This is a genomic window from Gammaproteobacteria bacterium (genome assembly GCA_014075255.1).
Taxonomy (GTDB): Bacteria; Pseudomonadota; Gammaproteobacteria; order UBA4575; family UBA4575; genus JABDMD01.
The window spans coordinates 746,742-760,282 of record CP046178.1 but is presented as its reverse complement, the minus strand read 5'-3'; the positions used below and the strand labels follow the sequence as shown (position 1 = coordinate 760,282).

The window sequence follows — 13,541 nt, the reverse complement described above, 5'->3', positions numbered from 1 at the left end:
AGTTTGTTATTGTAAATTTTCAACCAACATAGCGCCGCCTTGGCCTCCACCAATACATATGGTAGCTACACCTAGTTTAGCTTTGTTGCGTTTTAAAACGTTTAATACGTGATGAACGATGCGAGTTCCACTTGCGCCAACAGGATGTCCCATGCTAATTGCCCCACCATCAACGTTAAGTTTTTCATGTGGGACTTCACCAAAAGCCTTATCTAAACCTAGATGTTCTTGGCAATAGTGCGGATCTTTCCATGCGGCTAAACAACCTAATACTTGGGCAGCAAAAGCTTCATTTAGCTCCCAATAATCAATATCGTTAACATTCAAATTTTGCGCTTGCAGCATCGGTACAGTTGAATGTACCGGGCCTAATCCCATATGTCTTGGATCTAAGGCTGCCCAGTTGGAGGCTACCAATCGTCCCATGACATTAAGATTGTGTTTTTTAACCGCTTGCTCACTGGCTAGAATGACCCAGGAAGCACCATCGGTGATTTGTGCGCTATTGCCTGCAGTAATATTGCCGTGCTTTTTATCAAATACCGGTCTTAATTTTGCCAGCTTTTCTAAGCTTGAATCGGGTCGCACGCCATCGTCACTGTTATACGTTTTACCTTTGTCGTCGTACAGATTTACTATTTCATTGTCGAAAAGATCGTTCTCTTGTGCATACACCAAACGCAAATGGCTATCGACAGCATATTGATCCATCTCTTCACGAGAAATATTAAACATATGTGCAAGATTTTCTGCAGTTTGTCCCATCGATAATCCAACAACTGGATCGGTAAGTCCTTTTAATAAGCCAATTACTGGAGTAAAAAACTTAGGCCGTAATTGCGTAATGGTCTTTAGTTTTTGTAATGGTGTTTTGGAACGATTCATGTCTGCTAGCCAATTCACCATGTGATGGTTATATAAAACAGGGGAATGACTCATGGCTTCAGCACCCCCTGCTAAAACCAAATCTGATTTGCCGAGTAAAATATTTGAAAATGCACTATCAATTGATTGCATACCTGAGGCGCAATTGCGCTGTACGGTCCAGGCAGGAACTTTATCTCCGCATCCCAGACGTAAGCTAATTACGCGCGCAATATTTACTTCATCTGCACTGGGTCCTACGCACCCCACAATAACTTCATCGAACTCTTCTGGTTCGAACGGTTGTCTCATCAATAATGGTGTAGCGGATTGAACCGCAAAATCTGAAGCTTGAAATGGTCCGGGTCTCCCCCTTGCTTTAAGGAAAGGAGAGCGACTGCCATCGACGATATATACGCTATTAGTACTCATTGATAACCGCAGTGTACGTTAGGACTTAACTAAGCTAAAGATATTCAAAGTTAAAGTGGTTTCGGGCTTTTGCATCTTTATTTACATCAACTACATAAGTACGTTTTTTAAGCAGCAGGTTGGTTTTTATTTCATGTGAAGCATAAATACAGTAGTTTTTGCCATCCACAAGACCGGTTAATTACAATAGCGCTTACGGCTTCGAAACGAATTTAGCTAAGAGCAGAATGGGAGTCTTCCTCCCCAACACCTAGGAATATGAATTTTGACTTTATCCAATCAAGCTGAGGAACTTAAAAGCAGAGATTTAGAAGTTGTTTGGCACCCTTGTACCCAGATGAAAGATCATAAGCACCTGCCCATGGTACCGATTAAAAGTGCTAAGGGAGTTTGGCTAGAAGATTTTAATGGAACTCGATATTTAGATGCGGTCAGTTCCTGGTGGGTAAATATATTTGGCCATGCAAACGAAACGATAAGCAATGCGATTAAAGAACAGTTAGATCGCATGGAGCATGTATTGTTGGCTGGATTTTCACATGAGACCGTTATTAATCTATCAGAGCAGTTGATTGAGATAACTCCAGAGCCACTGCGCAAATGTTTTTACGCTGACAATGGCTCTTCTGCAGTAGAAGTTGCATTAAAGATGAGTTTTCATTATTGGAAAAATACTGATAAAACTAAAAAAACGAAATTTATTAATCTCAGTAATTCCTATCATGGCGAAACCATCGGGGCTTTGTCTTTAGGTGATGTGGCACTTTATAAAGAAGTCTATGAACCTCTATTGTTAGATGTAATCACTGTTCCTAGTCCAGATAGCTATAACCGCGAAGCGGGTGAGCCAGAAGCAGAATATGCTAAACGTATGTTTGCGCACATGGAGAAAACTTTAGAACAGCATCACGAAGAGGTTTGTGCTGTCATCGTAGAACCTCTAGTGCAATGCGCAGGTTACATGCGCATGTACGCACCGGAATATCTCACGTTATTGCGTGAAGCATGTGATCGATATGGTGTGCACCTGATTGCAGATGAAATTGCAGTAGGGTTTGGTAGAACCGGCACTATGTTTGGCTGTGAACAAGCCAATATCAGTCCTGATTTTATGTGCTTATCTAAAGGTCTCACAGGCGGATATCTTCCATTATCTGTAGTATTGACGACCAATAATGTTTATGAGGCCTTTTATGATGATTATGAAAATCTCACAGCCTTCTTGCATTCACATAGCTATACCGGAAATCCACTCGGTTGTGCGGCGGCACTCGCTACCTTAAAGATATTTAAAACTGAGAATACTGTAGAAAACAACCACATACTTAGTGCTGAATTCGCAAAGCAGTGTGAGCGTTTCCATGCTCATCCGAATGTGGGAGATGTAAGGCAGCATGGTATGATCACAGCCATTGAATTGGTAAAAGATAAAGCGAGTAAACAATCTTATCCATGGCAGGAACGCAGAGGATTGGAGGTTTACAAACACGGCTTGAAGAATAATGTTTTGCTAAGACCTCTGGGTGACGTGATTTACTTCATGACGCCATATGTGATTACACCTGAGGAGATTAAGATGTTGGTGGATGTAGCAGAGCAGGGGATTGAATTAGCGGTTGCAAAATAAGTTTTTAATGCCTGCTTTCAAATTAAAGGTGATATTTTTAGATAAATGTAGAAATGAAACTTTCAGAATTATTTCACGATAATCCTATTAAATGGGGGCTACAAGGTGACCCCTATTTATGGAAAATCTTAGAGCATCACTTTAAAGGAGTAGATGTACCGAATTCTGTTGATGCGTTAAATCAAATACTTGAAACCGCATTCTTGGACTTAACGGAATATAGTATAAATTATGAGAAATCACTCTATATTGAATGTAGTAAGTTTGGCGGAATGCTGACTGGGGGAGTAAGTCCAATATTTTGGAAAGATATGGGATTTCCTATCATTGTGGAGCGGTATAAGGCTTTAAACCTGAATAAATTTAAACATTAAGTAATAGTCTTACTCGCGTTTTCAAAGCAGCCTTGTTCAATGACCGCTAACGACCCAAAGCGGTCGTATAACAATTAAAATAATCAAGCAACTACGTAAACTATCTTTTTACGTTTAACATTATATCTAACTGCAACGTGCTAATAATTTATTCTTGAACTATAATTCAACATTGTTCAATAAAATCAGGTTGGTAATTTTGAAGGAATCGAAATGGATTTTGACCGTACATTACTTACGGATAACTTCTTAATCGCAATCATCACATGCATAGAAGAGCATGGATACAATGTCGATGATTTTGAGTTTTCTACACAGCGTACCCAGAGCTACAAACAAGGAATACTTGATCCAACGGCCGTGGTATACGCATCACGAATCAGTACAGGCGTTGAGAAAAGTTATGTACTAGAGGGTCAAGTAAAATTTTCTGATGCGTTTTGTGCTGATTTGACTACGGGTTTTTTTTGAAAGGCATATCAATCCGAACTTCTAAGTTGTAATTCCGCTTATGGCCGAAAGTGATCATTAGCTGAAGAAAAGATTTAATGAGTTGTATCATCCTTGATGTTACTTATTCTGGTACACCTACACCCATGTGCTCGCAAATTGGCTGTAAGCGATTATTATTAAATTATTGACCCGGCGTTTTAATCACTACTTCTACGCGACGATTTAAGCTTCTGCCAGCATTGGTGGTATTCGTTGCAACGGGAACTTCTTCGCCAAAGCCGCGGGTTTCTACACGGTTGGAATCTATTCCACGTGTCATAAGAAATTCTTTTACAGTGTCGGCGCGTTGTAAGGATAATTGTTTATTCACTTGTGGGTTGCCTATGCTGTCGGTATGTCCTTCAATGATAATTTCTCGTTGAGAGTTACCCTGTAAATACTGTACCAGCGGCTCTAATCTTCTTTGAGATTGTGGTTTTAAGTTGGCTCCACCTGTATTGAACAGCAAATCGTTGATGACTAAAATCGTGCCGCGACTGGTTTCTTCTGCTTTATATTGCCCAAGTGTTTTTTCAAGCTGTTGTATCCGTTGTTGAGCTTTGCGTGTTTCCGAGGATGCGCGCGTTGATTCAGTGCGACGTGCATGTGCAATCATTTCATGTTGCTGTTGCTTGAGATTAATGAGTTCTTGTTCTTGCTGATGTTTAAGCAACAATTCTTGAGCAATTTGTTGTTTGCGAGTTGCAAGATAAACGTAATGGTCGACGCTATCCGTATCGTTTTCGTTTAAAGCAGTTTCAGCATGTTTGAGTTGCTCATCCGCTTCAAATAGCGTTACCGATGCAACTTCAAATATACCGGCTTTCTTTTTAGTTTTCTCAAGAGCTGCTTTAGCTTCAGCTAACGGTGGATAAGATTTCGGTGCGCTTGCGCAACTGCAAGCAGCCGTTACTATAAAAATAATTAAATAAATTCTGAACATGATTAACGCTTATTGATTTAGTGGACTAAGTTGAACGGGCTCGCGCCAGTTCAATTCATCGTGTAAATTAGAAATGCTGCTTTCAATTTTTTTAACTTCTTGTTCTACATTTAAACGTTGGGTTTTAATTCGTATCAATTCAACATCTACCAGTATCTGTTGGGCTAGTTGTTCAACAGTTGCGTGTTGCTTGTCTGCCTCTAAATCTTGTGCTTGTTTGAGCTTTGCTTTTACGGTGTCTACATCGCCACTCACATGTTTACGATAATTTGTATGGTCAACACTTGAAACCGCCACTTTTGATTGTGGCAACGTTTTGGAGGGCGGGGTAGAAGCACAAGCCAGTAATAAACTTGATAGAAATAAGCAAATGCATATATACAGATAACCTTTGTGGGAGAGCCTATGCGGGTTTAGGTTCACTTTTTTTAAGCAATTGTCGAGCGTGTATATGGGTCTTTTAGTCATATTTTAATTGGGTATTTAAACGGTTTTATTTTACTTCAGTCCAATAGCTCACTATAGTTTAAATCATAGGCGCAATTTATTTGATATTGCAAAATTTAGCATGAAAACTATTTACTTGATCATTGGCTTATTTCTTTTGCTTAGCTCGATGCAGCTACAGGCAGAACGATACCAATTACCTAAAAATGGCGATTCAATCGTAGGCCAAATGAGCCTGATGACGGCTAAAGAATCGGATACTTTCATTGAATTGGCTAGGCGCTATAGTTTGGGCTTTCAAGAATTAGTACTGGCAAATCCAAATGTTGATCCATGGTTACCGGGCGAGGGCACACAGCTTGTAATGCCAACTCGCTATATTTTGCCTAACACTAAGCATAAAGGCCTCATTCTCAATCTTGCTGAAATGCGTGTTTATTACTTCCCTAAAAATGCACCAGGTTATGTGTATACCTATCCGATAAGTATCGGGAAAGAGGGTTGGGACACGCCTAACACACAGACTAGTGTTATTGGGATGAAGAAAAACCCAACGTGGACCCCGCCTGAATCAATCCGTAAGGAGCATGAAGAGAAAAATGACCCTTTACCCGCTACGGTTCCTCCTGGGCCGGATAATCCACTTGGTGATTATGCTATTCGCTTAGGCTTGTCTGGCTATTTAATTCACGGCACCAATAACCCGCGTGGCATTGGCATGAAAGTAACTCATGGATGCGTGCGTTTACATCCCGATGATATTAAGGACTTGTTTAGCCGAGTATCCATAAACACTCCTGTCACCATTGTTAACGAACCCTACAAGCTGGCGTGGAGTGGTGGCAAGCTATATGCCGAAATGCATCCAAGTGAAGGCGATGAAACAGGTACTAATTCAAGGAATTTAACTCAGTTTGTGCAAGCCATTATTGGCGCTACTAAGTCTAAAGAAGGCTATAAAATTAACTGGGAACTTGCTAATCAATTAGCGAAGAATAAGACAGGATTGCCTATTTCAGTGGGGACTAAAACACAGTAGATCTAATTACTATTTGTTAATCAGAACAAGCTACTTAGACATGCACAAAAAAGGCCCGTATACGGGCCTTTTTGCTTATCTTCAAAAGTGAAGATAAATCTTACTAGAACTACTTAGAGCTCATAGAACCGTCAAACATACGGCTCATGCGACGTGAATTCGCGTCACAACAAGCTTGAGCAGCAGCAGCAGCGTCTTGAGCCGCTAGAGCCATATCTTTTGCAGTAGCAGCGTCATGTGCAGCTGTATTCGCTGTACGCAAAGCTTCATTAGCAATTTCACGCACTTCTGCGATAGGGTCTGCTTCAGCTTCCATAGCTGGTTCAGCCATAGTAGTTTGCTGACACCCTGTGGTGAATGTTGCCGCCATAGCAAAGGCTGCAGGGATTAGAAGTTTCTTAGTTAGCATAATTATAACTCCGAAGTTATTTTAATTGATAATCGTACGATTGATTAATTTTTGTGTTTGTCACGTACCACCCAACTTCCCAGGTGGATGCACTAGATAATAACTTATCTAGTGTTATGACAGAACGGCGATATTGTAAGTAAAAACGTTACACTTACCAAGTCTATTATTGCTAGATCGCTCGATTTGCAAATATTCATTGTCCAAAGCTAATGATTTAGCCTCAATATATTTCTAATTATTGAGGCTTTAAGCTTAATTTTAGAGAGTTGAGGATATTAATTTCTGTCAATATGAGCCTGATTTATTAACAAATTGAACTATAAACCCGCTTCAAGTTGCGCTAGACTGTTTTTAATTAACAGTATAAGACCTTGTTAAACAAGGGTTTATTATATTTTAGTAAGTTATATACCTTTACTACTATCCAACTACAATAATAATAATTAACTCAAAGAGGGATCGATGAACCAAAGTGCTGCTACTAAGGATGAGAGACGCATAGCAAGGCGTAAAACCTCTCCTACAAATTTGCGTTTATATTGCCCGCAATTGAATTTAACGCGTTGCCGCCCAACAAATTTGAGTACTCGAGGTGCATTTCTAGATTCTGTGCCAGAACATGCTTACGTGGGTAGAAGAGTGCAACTCGTGTTTTCAGTCTCTGAAGCCAACGCAATTAAACTGATCCGCGTGTGGGCAGTTGTGGTGCATCTATCAAATGAAGGCATTGGGTTTGGTTTTACTCACAAATATCGGGCAGAGCAGTCTGCAAATCACTAGATATAATTATCCTAAATCCATGAATAATATAGGGAATATATAGTTTTTTATTTCGAAATAATTTGCTGGGCAGGTTGATCTAGTTCACTTTTTAGACGCTATTCCATGCTTATACTAATGTGATTGAGATTGAGAATGCAAAGTAATAGTTCAATGGAAAGCGTACAAGCAGAGTCAAAGGTATACGTTCATCGTGAGAGAGATCGTCGTGTCGATGCGACGTCTATACAGTTTCCGCTATTAGATAGCGATTTTAATATTGTGCGCAAGGATAGACGGCGCATATCCGATCGCCGAAAAATTAATTTGAAACTCATTTGGCAAGAAAATCAGCCTATTCGTAATACCAGCACGCTTAACCTGAAATTTGCCGGGCAGCGCTACTATTTTGATACTCGTTTAAAGCAATTTACTTTAGGGCGTTCACATCAATGCGATTTGCGTGTCGTAAATAGTTTTGTTTCTAAACATCATGCAATTATCAGCTATGAGAATGGCGAATTTGTTCTACAAGATAATAGTCTCAATGGCACCTTCATTGAGGCGGATGATCTAGGCAAAATTCGTATTCAAGGGCAAAAAGCATATTTATACGGAGACGGTGTATTAAGTTTAGGTGCACCGATTGATCGTGATGATGATGCTTGTATCAGATTCCTCTGCAGCTAAAATATTATCCTTAGCCTTAAAACCCTTTTTCTATTGTTGTTTTAGCCACAACAACTGCTGTGTCAGCTGTACACAATTGTTCTCATTAAAAATTGCATATAACAGACAACTAAATTTATCTGAATCTTGATTTAATGTCTGATTAAAAGCATCAAAACACCAATCAACAGCACTAAAAATGCAAATATTAGATTGATAGATAGCAACATGGGCTTATCTTTTCTTGTTATGGGTTTTTATTTTTATTATATTTCAATTGTATGCGGAAGCATCAAAAATAAAAAGTAAGTTTCTCTGTTAAATAACTACAAATTTATAGTGGGAATATGGGTTTGGATAAGTTCGAGGTGCGCGTAAATAAACTATTAGCCGATGTTGATGTTCACATCGGTGGTGATAGGTCTTGGGACATACAAGTTCATGACGGTAGATTTTTTCAACGCATATTGGCGCAAGGCTCTTTGGGTTTAGGAGAATCTTATATGGAAGGGTGGTGGGATGTCGCTACTCTTGATCAATTTTTCGATAAACTTTTAAGTACTGATTTAGAACGAAGAGTTAAGGGCCGTTCTTATATATGGGCTGTTTTACAAGCAAAGTTTTTTAATCTGCAAAATATTCGTCGTGCCTTTCGTGTTGGCGAGCAACATTATGATATGGGGAATGATCTTTTCGAGTGTATGCTTGATAAGCGCCTTACCTACACTTGCGGTTATTGGAAAGATGCGGCAAATCTTGATCAGGCTCAAGAAAATAAATTAGATCTTGTTTGTCGTAAAATTGGTTTACAAGAAAACCAACGTGTATTAGATATTGGTTGTGGTTGGGGGAGCTTTATAAAGTTTGCTGCAGAGCGATATGGTGCGCATGCAGTTGGTGTCACGGTGTCAAAAGAACAAGCTGAATATGCCAAGAATGATTGTGCTGGATTATCTGTTGATGTGCGTGTGCAAGACTATCGTGAACTAAACGAAAAGTTTGATCATGTGGTTTCACTTGGAATGTTTGAGCATGTAGGCCCGAAAAATCATAAAGCCTATATGAAAGTAGCTTCACGTTGTTTAAAGGATGATGGGCTTTTTCTATTGCACACAATTGGTTCGAATTTTACGCGTCATAGTCCAGACCCTTGGTTTAATAAATATATATTTCCTAATGGCGTGCTTCCCTCTATGAAAGATATTACTATGGCAATTGATGATGAATTTATCATAGAGGACTATCATAGTTTTGGTCCTGATTACGATAAAACATTAATGGCGTGGTTCGATAATTTTGAGAATGGCTGGAAGCATTTAAGTAAAAAATATGACGAGCAACATTATAAAATGTGGAAGTATTACTTGCTATGCTGTGCAGGCGCATTTCGCGCAAGAAACCTGCAGCTCTGGCAATTTGTTCTCAGTAAAGAGGGAATTGCCGGCGGTTACACGCCTATTCGATAATAATACTTTGGTAAGCACATTAAGTAAGGCATAACTTTTAATGTCGCAATTTATTTCAGTTTCTAAAGCTGCATCGCTAGCAAAGGTTCAAGCAAAAGAAATTCAAGAAAAAATCAACAACAATCAACTTGCGTCTACGCGCGGCAAAATTCATATTGATGATCTAATAGATTGTTACCCCCAGGTTCAAGCAGAGCAGGCAGATATGCTTTCTTTGGTAGAGAAGATAAAAGAGCAGTCGTTTGAAAATGGCGCTGCCAAACAACATGGTGAAATGACTTTCGCTTCACTTAAGAAAGAGCTTCAAAAATGTAAAGCCAATGTTGAATATTATCGAGAACAATCTGGAAAATATGAAGAACTCATACTACATATACGTGAAAACTTAAGTGATACTGATGGTAGAGGGGCGACTGAGCAGCGTATTCAAAGATTAAAACAATGGATCGATAAACGATTCAATGAAATTCAACGTAATGAAGGGTAGTAGTTCTTAGCTGAGCTTAATTAATCTTCAGTATTATTAAACACTTCTTTTTGTGATAGTCGCTACAATCATGCCGTAGCGTAAAAGAAGCAAATGGAGATTCTACTGCTTAGTGATTTCTTCGTTTTCGATCACGCTGTTTTTTTTCTTGTCTTTTCTGAAAAGATTGAACAGATCGATACCGAAATAGCTCAAGCAACTTAATAATAATGCAGTAGCAGCTGCTTCATCTAGATTTCCAATTATAGGGAAGTTGTCAGGAATGATTTCAATGAATCCGGCAGTAGGATTCATGATATATATAAGAGAAAGTAAACCAAGAATTACAACAATAACGCTTTTCATAAAAATTCCCTCGCCTCTTTAATGCTTGGCTGTAGATTTTCATGTCTACAGCCAAGTATTAAGTTAATCAAGAACAAAGGTGATCTTAAGCACGACTCTATGTTCTGTGACTTTGCCACCTTTTACCGATACTTGATGATCCTTAACCCACGCGCTTTTAATGCCGTTTAGGGTTTTATTAGCGCGGGCAATGCCTGTTTCTATAGCATCTTCATAGCTTTTGGTGGATGAAGAACTAATTTCTGAAATTTTTGCAACGCTCATTGGTGCTCTCCTGATATTATTTGTATTCGTATTTGAGAATTTCAAGCTTACCTTAGTTGTTAAATAATTGTAATCTGCTTGAATATTTCATCTTTTCGATAACTTTCTTAATTCGCCTTAAATTTCAGGTTAAATATTATGCAAACTCCAGCACGGCCACACTTAGAACGATTACTTAAAGCAGTGTCCAAAATGCCCGCTTTAAATACTGCAGTGGTTCATCCAGTCGGTAAAACTTCATTGTTAGGTGCAGTCGAAGCTGCAAAAGAAGGCTTAATAAACCCAATTCTTATAGGTCCTGAACAGCGTATTAAAAAAGCTGCTACAGAAGCAAAGTTGGATATTAGTGCATACGAGTTAGTTGCCACAGAACATAGTCATGACTCTGCAAAGATTGCTGTTGATATGGCAAAAGGATGTTCCGTATCTGCAATTATGAAAGGTAAAATTCATACCGATGAACTTATGGGAGCTGTAGTGAGTCGAGAAGGAGGATTACGCACAGGTCGCAGAATGAGTCATGTATTTGCATTTGATGTGCCGACTTATCCAAGACCACTTTTTATTACCGATGCTGCCATAAATATAGAACCTGATTTAGAAACCAAGGCTGACATTATTCGCAATGTGATCGATCTAGCAATTTTGCTCGATATAAAAGTTCCTCGTGTTGCAATTTTATCAGCGGTAGAAACGGTCACTTCTAAAATAGAATCCACTTTGCATGCTGCAGCCTTATGCAAAATGGCTGATCGTGGTCAAATAAAAGGTGGCTTATTAGATGGGCCATTAGCATTTGATAATGCTGTCTCTGAAGAGTCGGTAAAGATTAAAGGTATAAAGTCTGATGTTGCGGGTAAAGCTGAAGTATTGGTCGTACCAGATATCGAGGCCGGTAATATGCTAGCCAAACAGCTTGAATACTTAGCTAACGCAGAAGGAGCAGGAATTGTATTAGGCGCAAAAGTTCCCGTGGTGCTTCCTAGTCGTGCGGATGATGCAGTGAGTCGATTGGCTGCATGCGCACTCGCAGTGATAATGGTTCATAATTCAAAGTTGTAAGATAAAGGATGGAAAATGTTCTAGTTATTAACGCTGGTTCCTCTAGCGTTAAACTTTCAGTCTTCGATAGAGAAAAAAATAAATTAACTCGCATAATCAATGCTCGTGCAGTTAGGCTTTTTCATGAAGAGGCACAAATTAATATTTATGATGCAAATAATAATTTGTTGATTGATAAAAAGCTGTCCGAAATTACCGTCGATCTACCAAACCATAAAGTTGCGATTGAATTTTTTCTTGATTGGTTGTCACAGCAAGTTAATATAAAACTGGTGGCAGTAGGGCATAGAATTGTTCATGGCGGACCGAAATATTCTAAGCCAGTATTAATTACCGATGAGGTTAATGAAGATCTGCATAGTTATCAGCCACTAGCACCCTTGCATCAGCAGCATAATTTAGCACCAGTAGAAATTGTTAAAAATTTATATCCTGATTTACTGCAAATTGCTTGTTTTGACACGGCATTCCATCAATCTATGCCAGGTGTGGCAAAACGTTTTGCGTTGCCAAAACAATATTATGACGATGGAATTAGGCGGTATGGCTTTCACGGCTTGTCATATGAATATATTGTCGAACGTATTAATAAGCAGCAAATCATCGACGGCAAGAAAATTATTATTGCTCATTTAGGCAATGGCGCCAGTTTGTGTGCGGTTGCAAATAAAAAATCTATCGCTACGACAATGAGTTTTACACCATTGGATGGTTTAGTAATGGGTACGCGCTGTGGTGACCTAGATCCTGGAGTTGTATTACATTTAATGAGTCATTATTCAATGAGCGCTGAAGATATTTCAGATTTACTTTATAAAGAATCTGGCTTGCGAGGAGTGTCAAATGAAAGTAACAACATGCGTACATTACTAGCTTCTAGTCTTCACGCATCTGTGCAAGCAGTTGAATTATTTTGTTATCAGGTGAATCGACACATCGGAGCCTTAGTAGCTGAGTTGGGTGGTGTAGATCAAATTGTATTTACAGCAGGGATTGGAGAAAACTCGCCAGTTATTCGTGAAAAAATATGTATGTTAGCTAAATGGCTTGGGATAGCACTGGATCAACAGGCTAATGAGCGTGGCCAAGCTACAATAAGTAACCCGGAAAGTTCTGTGGAAATCTCTGTAATCCCCACCAATGAAGCACTGATGATAGCAAAACATGTTTTAAAAATTTACAAAAATTCATAATCTTATATGTGTAATACTTAAATATTATTGATATAAACAAGATGTCTTAGACAAGTGTGACATTAAAAATATGTGGGTGAATTTATGAATGTACTCGAAATGCTTTTGCAATCACAAAAAGGTGGCCCTCTGGATACTTTAACCTCCATGTCGGGATTAAAACCTAACCAAATGCAACAATTATTGGGTCAGGTTTTGCCTGTACTTGCCGGTGGAATAAAAAATGGTGCAGCGACACAAAATGGGCTTGATGGATTAATGGGAGCACTAACCTCTGGCAGGCATGATCGATACTATGATCAACCTGACTCATTGAGCAACAAAAATACACTTTTAGATGGTAACGGAATTTTAGGGCATATCTTAGGAAATAAAGACGCTAGTCGAAGTCTCGCGGGGCACGCAGCCTCTAATACAGGAATTGATTCAGCGTTAATTAAAAAATTATTGCCAGTGATTGCAACGGTTGTGATGGGCGCTATGAATAAACGCGCATCATCGGATGGTTTACTTCGCCCACAACAGGCCGCACGGCCAAATAGCGGAATGATGGATCTGCTCAGTGGATTTTTAGATGTCGGCGGTGATGGCTCAATTATGGATGATGTTTTACGAATAGGTGCAAAAGCGTTAGTTCAATAAACATTTATTTACACGAACTATAAT

Annotated in this window: 17 protein-coding genes; 11 read left to right on the top strand and 6 right to left on the bottom strand. The window is 39.1% G+C overall.

The window, feature by feature from the left end:
- Window positions 1–6: 6 nt before the first annotated feature.
- Window positions 7–1,296, bottom strand: coding sequence for an acetyl-CoA C-acetyltransferase (locus GKR92_03890; protein QMU60880.1), 1,290 nt, complete (start codon window positions 1,294–1,296; stop codon window positions 7–9).
- 262 nt (window positions 1,297–1,558) lie between these two features.
- Here GKR92_03890 and GKR92_03885 point away from each other — a divergent pair, with 262 nt between their 5' ends.
- From GKR92_03885 to GKR92_03875, 3 genes are all read left to right on the top strand, one after another.
- The gene (locus GKR92_03885) at window positions 1,559–2,923 is read left to right on the top strand and encodes an adenosylmethionine--8-amino-7-oxononanoate transaminase (protein QMU60879.1); all 1,365 of its coding nucleotides are present in this window, start codon (window positions 1,559–1,561) and stop codon (window positions 2,921–2,923) included.
- A 53-nt stretch (window positions 2,924–2,976) separates the two neighbouring features.
- A complete protein-coding gene (locus tag GKR92_03880; GenBank protein ID QMU60878.1) occupies window positions 2,977–3,297 on the top strand; it encodes a hypothetical protein in 321 nt (106 codons plus the stop codon).
- Between the two features lie 213 nt (window positions 3,298–3,510).
- Window positions 3,511–3,768 carry a hypothetical protein gene (locus GKR92_03875; protein QMU60877.1) on the top strand — a complete coding sequence of 86 codons (258 nt, stop codon included), beginning with the start codon at window positions 3,511–3,513 and terminating at the stop codon, window positions 3,766–3,768.
- A 163-nt stretch (window positions 3,769–3,931) separates the two neighbouring features.
- Here GKR92_03875 and GKR92_03870 read toward each other — a convergent pair whose 3' ends face one another.
- Window positions 3,932–4,732, bottom strand: a complete 801-nt coding sequence (locus tag GKR92_03870) for an OmpA family protein (GenBank protein ID QMU60876.1) — start codon at window positions 4,730–4,732, stop codon at window positions 3,932–3,934.
- A 9-nt stretch (window positions 4,733–4,741) separates the two neighbouring features.
- The gene (locus tag GKR92_03865; protein QMU60875.1) at window positions 4,742–5,200 is read right to left on the bottom strand and encodes a DUF4398 domain-containing protein; all 459 of its coding nucleotides are present in this window, start codon (window positions 5,198–5,200) and stop codon (window positions 4,742–4,744) included.
- Between the two features lie 100 nt (window positions 5,201–5,300).
- Here GKR92_03865 and GKR92_03860 point away from each other — a divergent pair, with 100 nt between their 5' ends.
- A complete protein-coding gene (locus GKR92_03860; protein ID QMU60874.1) occupies window positions 5,301–6,218 on the top strand; it encodes a L,D-transpeptidase family protein in 918 nt (305 codons plus the stop codon).
- Between the two features lie 109 nt (window positions 6,219–6,327).
- Here GKR92_03860 and GKR92_03855 read toward each other — a convergent pair whose 3' ends face one another.
- Entirely contained in the window at window positions 6,328–6,627 is a 300-nt protein-coding gene (locus tag GKR92_03855; protein QMU60873.1) for a hypothetical protein, read from the bottom strand.
- A gap of 465 nt (window positions 6,628–7,092) precedes the next feature.
- On the opposite strand from GKR92_03855, the gene GKR92_03850 reads away from it, so the two are divergent.
- The 4 genes from GKR92_03850 (at window position 7,093) to GKR92_03835 (ending at window position 10,011) form a co-directional block, all read left to right on the top strand.
- Window positions 7,093–7,410, top strand: a complete 318-nt coding sequence (locus tag GKR92_03850; protein ID QMU60872.1) for a hypothetical protein — start codon at window positions 7,093–7,095, stop codon at window positions 7,408–7,410.
- Window positions 7,411–7,545: 135 nt separating this feature from the next.
- Window positions 7,546–8,079, top strand: a complete 534-nt coding sequence (locus tag GKR92_03845; protein QMU60871.1) for an FHA domain-containing protein — start codon at window positions 7,546–7,548, stop codon at window positions 8,077–8,079.
- Between the two features lie 326 nt (window positions 8,080–8,405).
- Complete coding sequence (locus tag GKR92_03840; GenBank protein ID QMU60870.1) at window positions 8,406–9,524, top strand: cyclopropane fatty acyl phospholipid synthase; 1,119 nt, start codon at window positions 8,406–8,408, stop codon at window positions 9,522–9,524.
- Window positions 9,525–9,564: 40 nt separating this feature from the next.
- The gene (locus GKR92_03835) at window positions 9,565–10,011 is read left to right on the top strand and encodes a hypothetical protein (GenBank protein ID QMU60869.1); all 447 of its coding nucleotides are present in this window, start codon (window positions 9,565–9,567) and stop codon (window positions 10,009–10,011) included.
- 102 nt (window positions 10,012–10,113) lie between these two features.
- Here the strand turns inward: GKR92_03835 and GKR92_03830 are convergent, their stop codons facing one another.
- Together GKR92_03830 and GKR92_03825 are read right to left on the bottom strand one after the other, a co-directional pair.
- Window positions 10,114–10,356: a DUF1232 domain-containing protein gene (locus GKR92_03830; GenBank protein QMU60868.1), complete on the bottom strand. Its 243-nt coding sequence runs from the start codon at window positions 10,354–10,356 to the stop codon at window positions 10,114–10,116.
- A 63-nt stretch (window positions 10,357–10,419) separates the two neighbouring features.
- Window positions 10,420–10,620 carry a dodecin domain-containing protein gene (locus GKR92_03825; GenBank protein ID QMU60867.1) on the bottom strand — a complete coding sequence of 67 codons (201 nt, stop codon included), beginning with the start codon at window positions 10,618–10,620 and terminating at the stop codon, window positions 10,420–10,422.
- Between the two features lie 138 nt (window positions 10,621–10,758).
- Here GKR92_03825 and GKR92_03820 point away from each other — a divergent pair, with 138 nt between their 5' ends.
- The 3 genes from GKR92_03820 (at window position 10,759) to GKR92_03810 (ending at window position 13,517) form a co-directional block, all read left to right on the top strand.
- Window positions 10,759–11,682 (top strand): bifunctional enoyl-CoA hydratase/phosphate acetyltransferase, encoded by a 924-nt coding sequence (locus tag GKR92_03820; protein ID QMU60866.1) that lies wholly within the window; start codon window positions 10,759–10,761, stop codon window positions 11,680–11,682.
- Window positions 11,683–11,690: 8 nt separating this feature from the next.
- On the top strand, window positions 11,691–12,875 hold the full coding sequence (locus tag GKR92_03815; GenBank protein ID QMU60865.1) for an acetate/propionate family kinase: 1,185 nt from the start codon (window positions 11,691–11,693) through the stop codon (window positions 12,873–12,875).
- Window positions 12,876–12,959: 84 nt separating this feature from the next.
- The gene (locus GKR92_03810; GenBank protein QMU60864.1) at window positions 12,960–13,517 is read left to right on the top strand and encodes a DUF937 domain-containing protein; all 558 of its coding nucleotides are present in this window, start codon (window positions 12,960–12,962) and stop codon (window positions 13,515–13,517) included.
- The last annotated feature ends 24 nt before the right edge of the window (window positions 13,518–13,541 follow it).

Bases quoted from the DNA above. Each gene is read 5' to 3' on its own strand.
- GKR92_03890 (QMU60880.1), bottom strand. From the start codon at position 1,296: ATGAGTACTAATAGCGTATATATCGTCGATGGCAGTCGCTCTCCTTTC.
- GKR92_03880 (QMU60878.1), top strand. From the start codon at position 2,977: ATGAAACTTTCAGAATTATTTCACGATAATCCTATTAAATGGGGGCTA.
- GKR92_03875 (QMU60877.1), top strand. From the start codon at position 3,511: ATGGATTTTGACCGTACATTACTTACGGATAACTTCTTAATCGCAATC.
- GKR92_03870 (QMU60876.1), bottom strand. From the start codon at position 4,732: ATGTTCAGAATTTATTTAATTATTTTTATAGTAACGGCTGCTTGCAGT.
- GKR92_03865 (QMU60875.1), bottom strand. From the start codon at position 5,200: ATGACTAAAAGACCCATATACACGCTCGACAATTGCTTAAAAAAAGTG.
- GKR92_03860 (QMU60874.1), top strand. From the start codon at position 5,301: ATGAAAACTATTTACTTGATCATTGGCTTATTTCTTTTGCTTAGCTCG.
- GKR92_03855 (QMU60873.1), bottom strand. From the start codon at position 6,627: ATGCTAACTAAGAAACTTCTAATCCCTGCAGCCTTTGCTATGGCGGCA.
- GKR92_03850 (QMU60872.1), top strand. From the start codon at position 7,093: ATGAACCAAAGTGCTGCTACTAAGGATGAGAGACGCATAGCAAGGCGT.
- GKR92_03845 (QMU60871.1), top strand. From the start codon at position 7,546: ATGCAAAGTAATAGTTCAATGGAAAGCGTACAAGCAGAGTCAAAGGTA.
- GKR92_03840 (QMU60870.1), top strand. From the start codon at position 8,406: ATGGGTTTGGATAAGTTCGAGGTGCGCGTAAATAAACTATTAGCCGAT.
- GKR92_03835 (QMU60869.1), top strand. From the start codon at position 9,565: ATGTCGCAATTTATTTCAGTTTCTAAAGCTGCATCGCTAGCAAAGGTT.
- GKR92_03830 (QMU60868.1), bottom strand. From the start codon at position 10,356: ATGAAAAGCGTTATTGTTGTAATTCTTGGTTTACTTTCTCTTATATAT.
- GKR92_03825 (QMU60867.1), bottom strand. From the start codon at position 10,620: ATGAGCGTTGCAAAAATTTCAGAAATTAGTTCTTCATCCACCAAAAGC.
- GKR92_03820 (QMU60866.1), top strand. From the start codon at position 10,759: ATGCAAACTCCAGCACGGCCACACTTAGAACGATTACTTAAAGCAGTG.
- GKR92_03815 (QMU60865.1), top strand. From the start codon at position 11,691: ATGGAAAATGTTCTAGTTATTAACGCTGGTTCCTCTAGCGTTAAACTT.
- GKR92_03810 (QMU60864.1), top strand. From the start codon at position 12,960: ATGAATGTACTCGAAATGCTTTTGCAATCACAAAAAGGTGGCCCTCTG.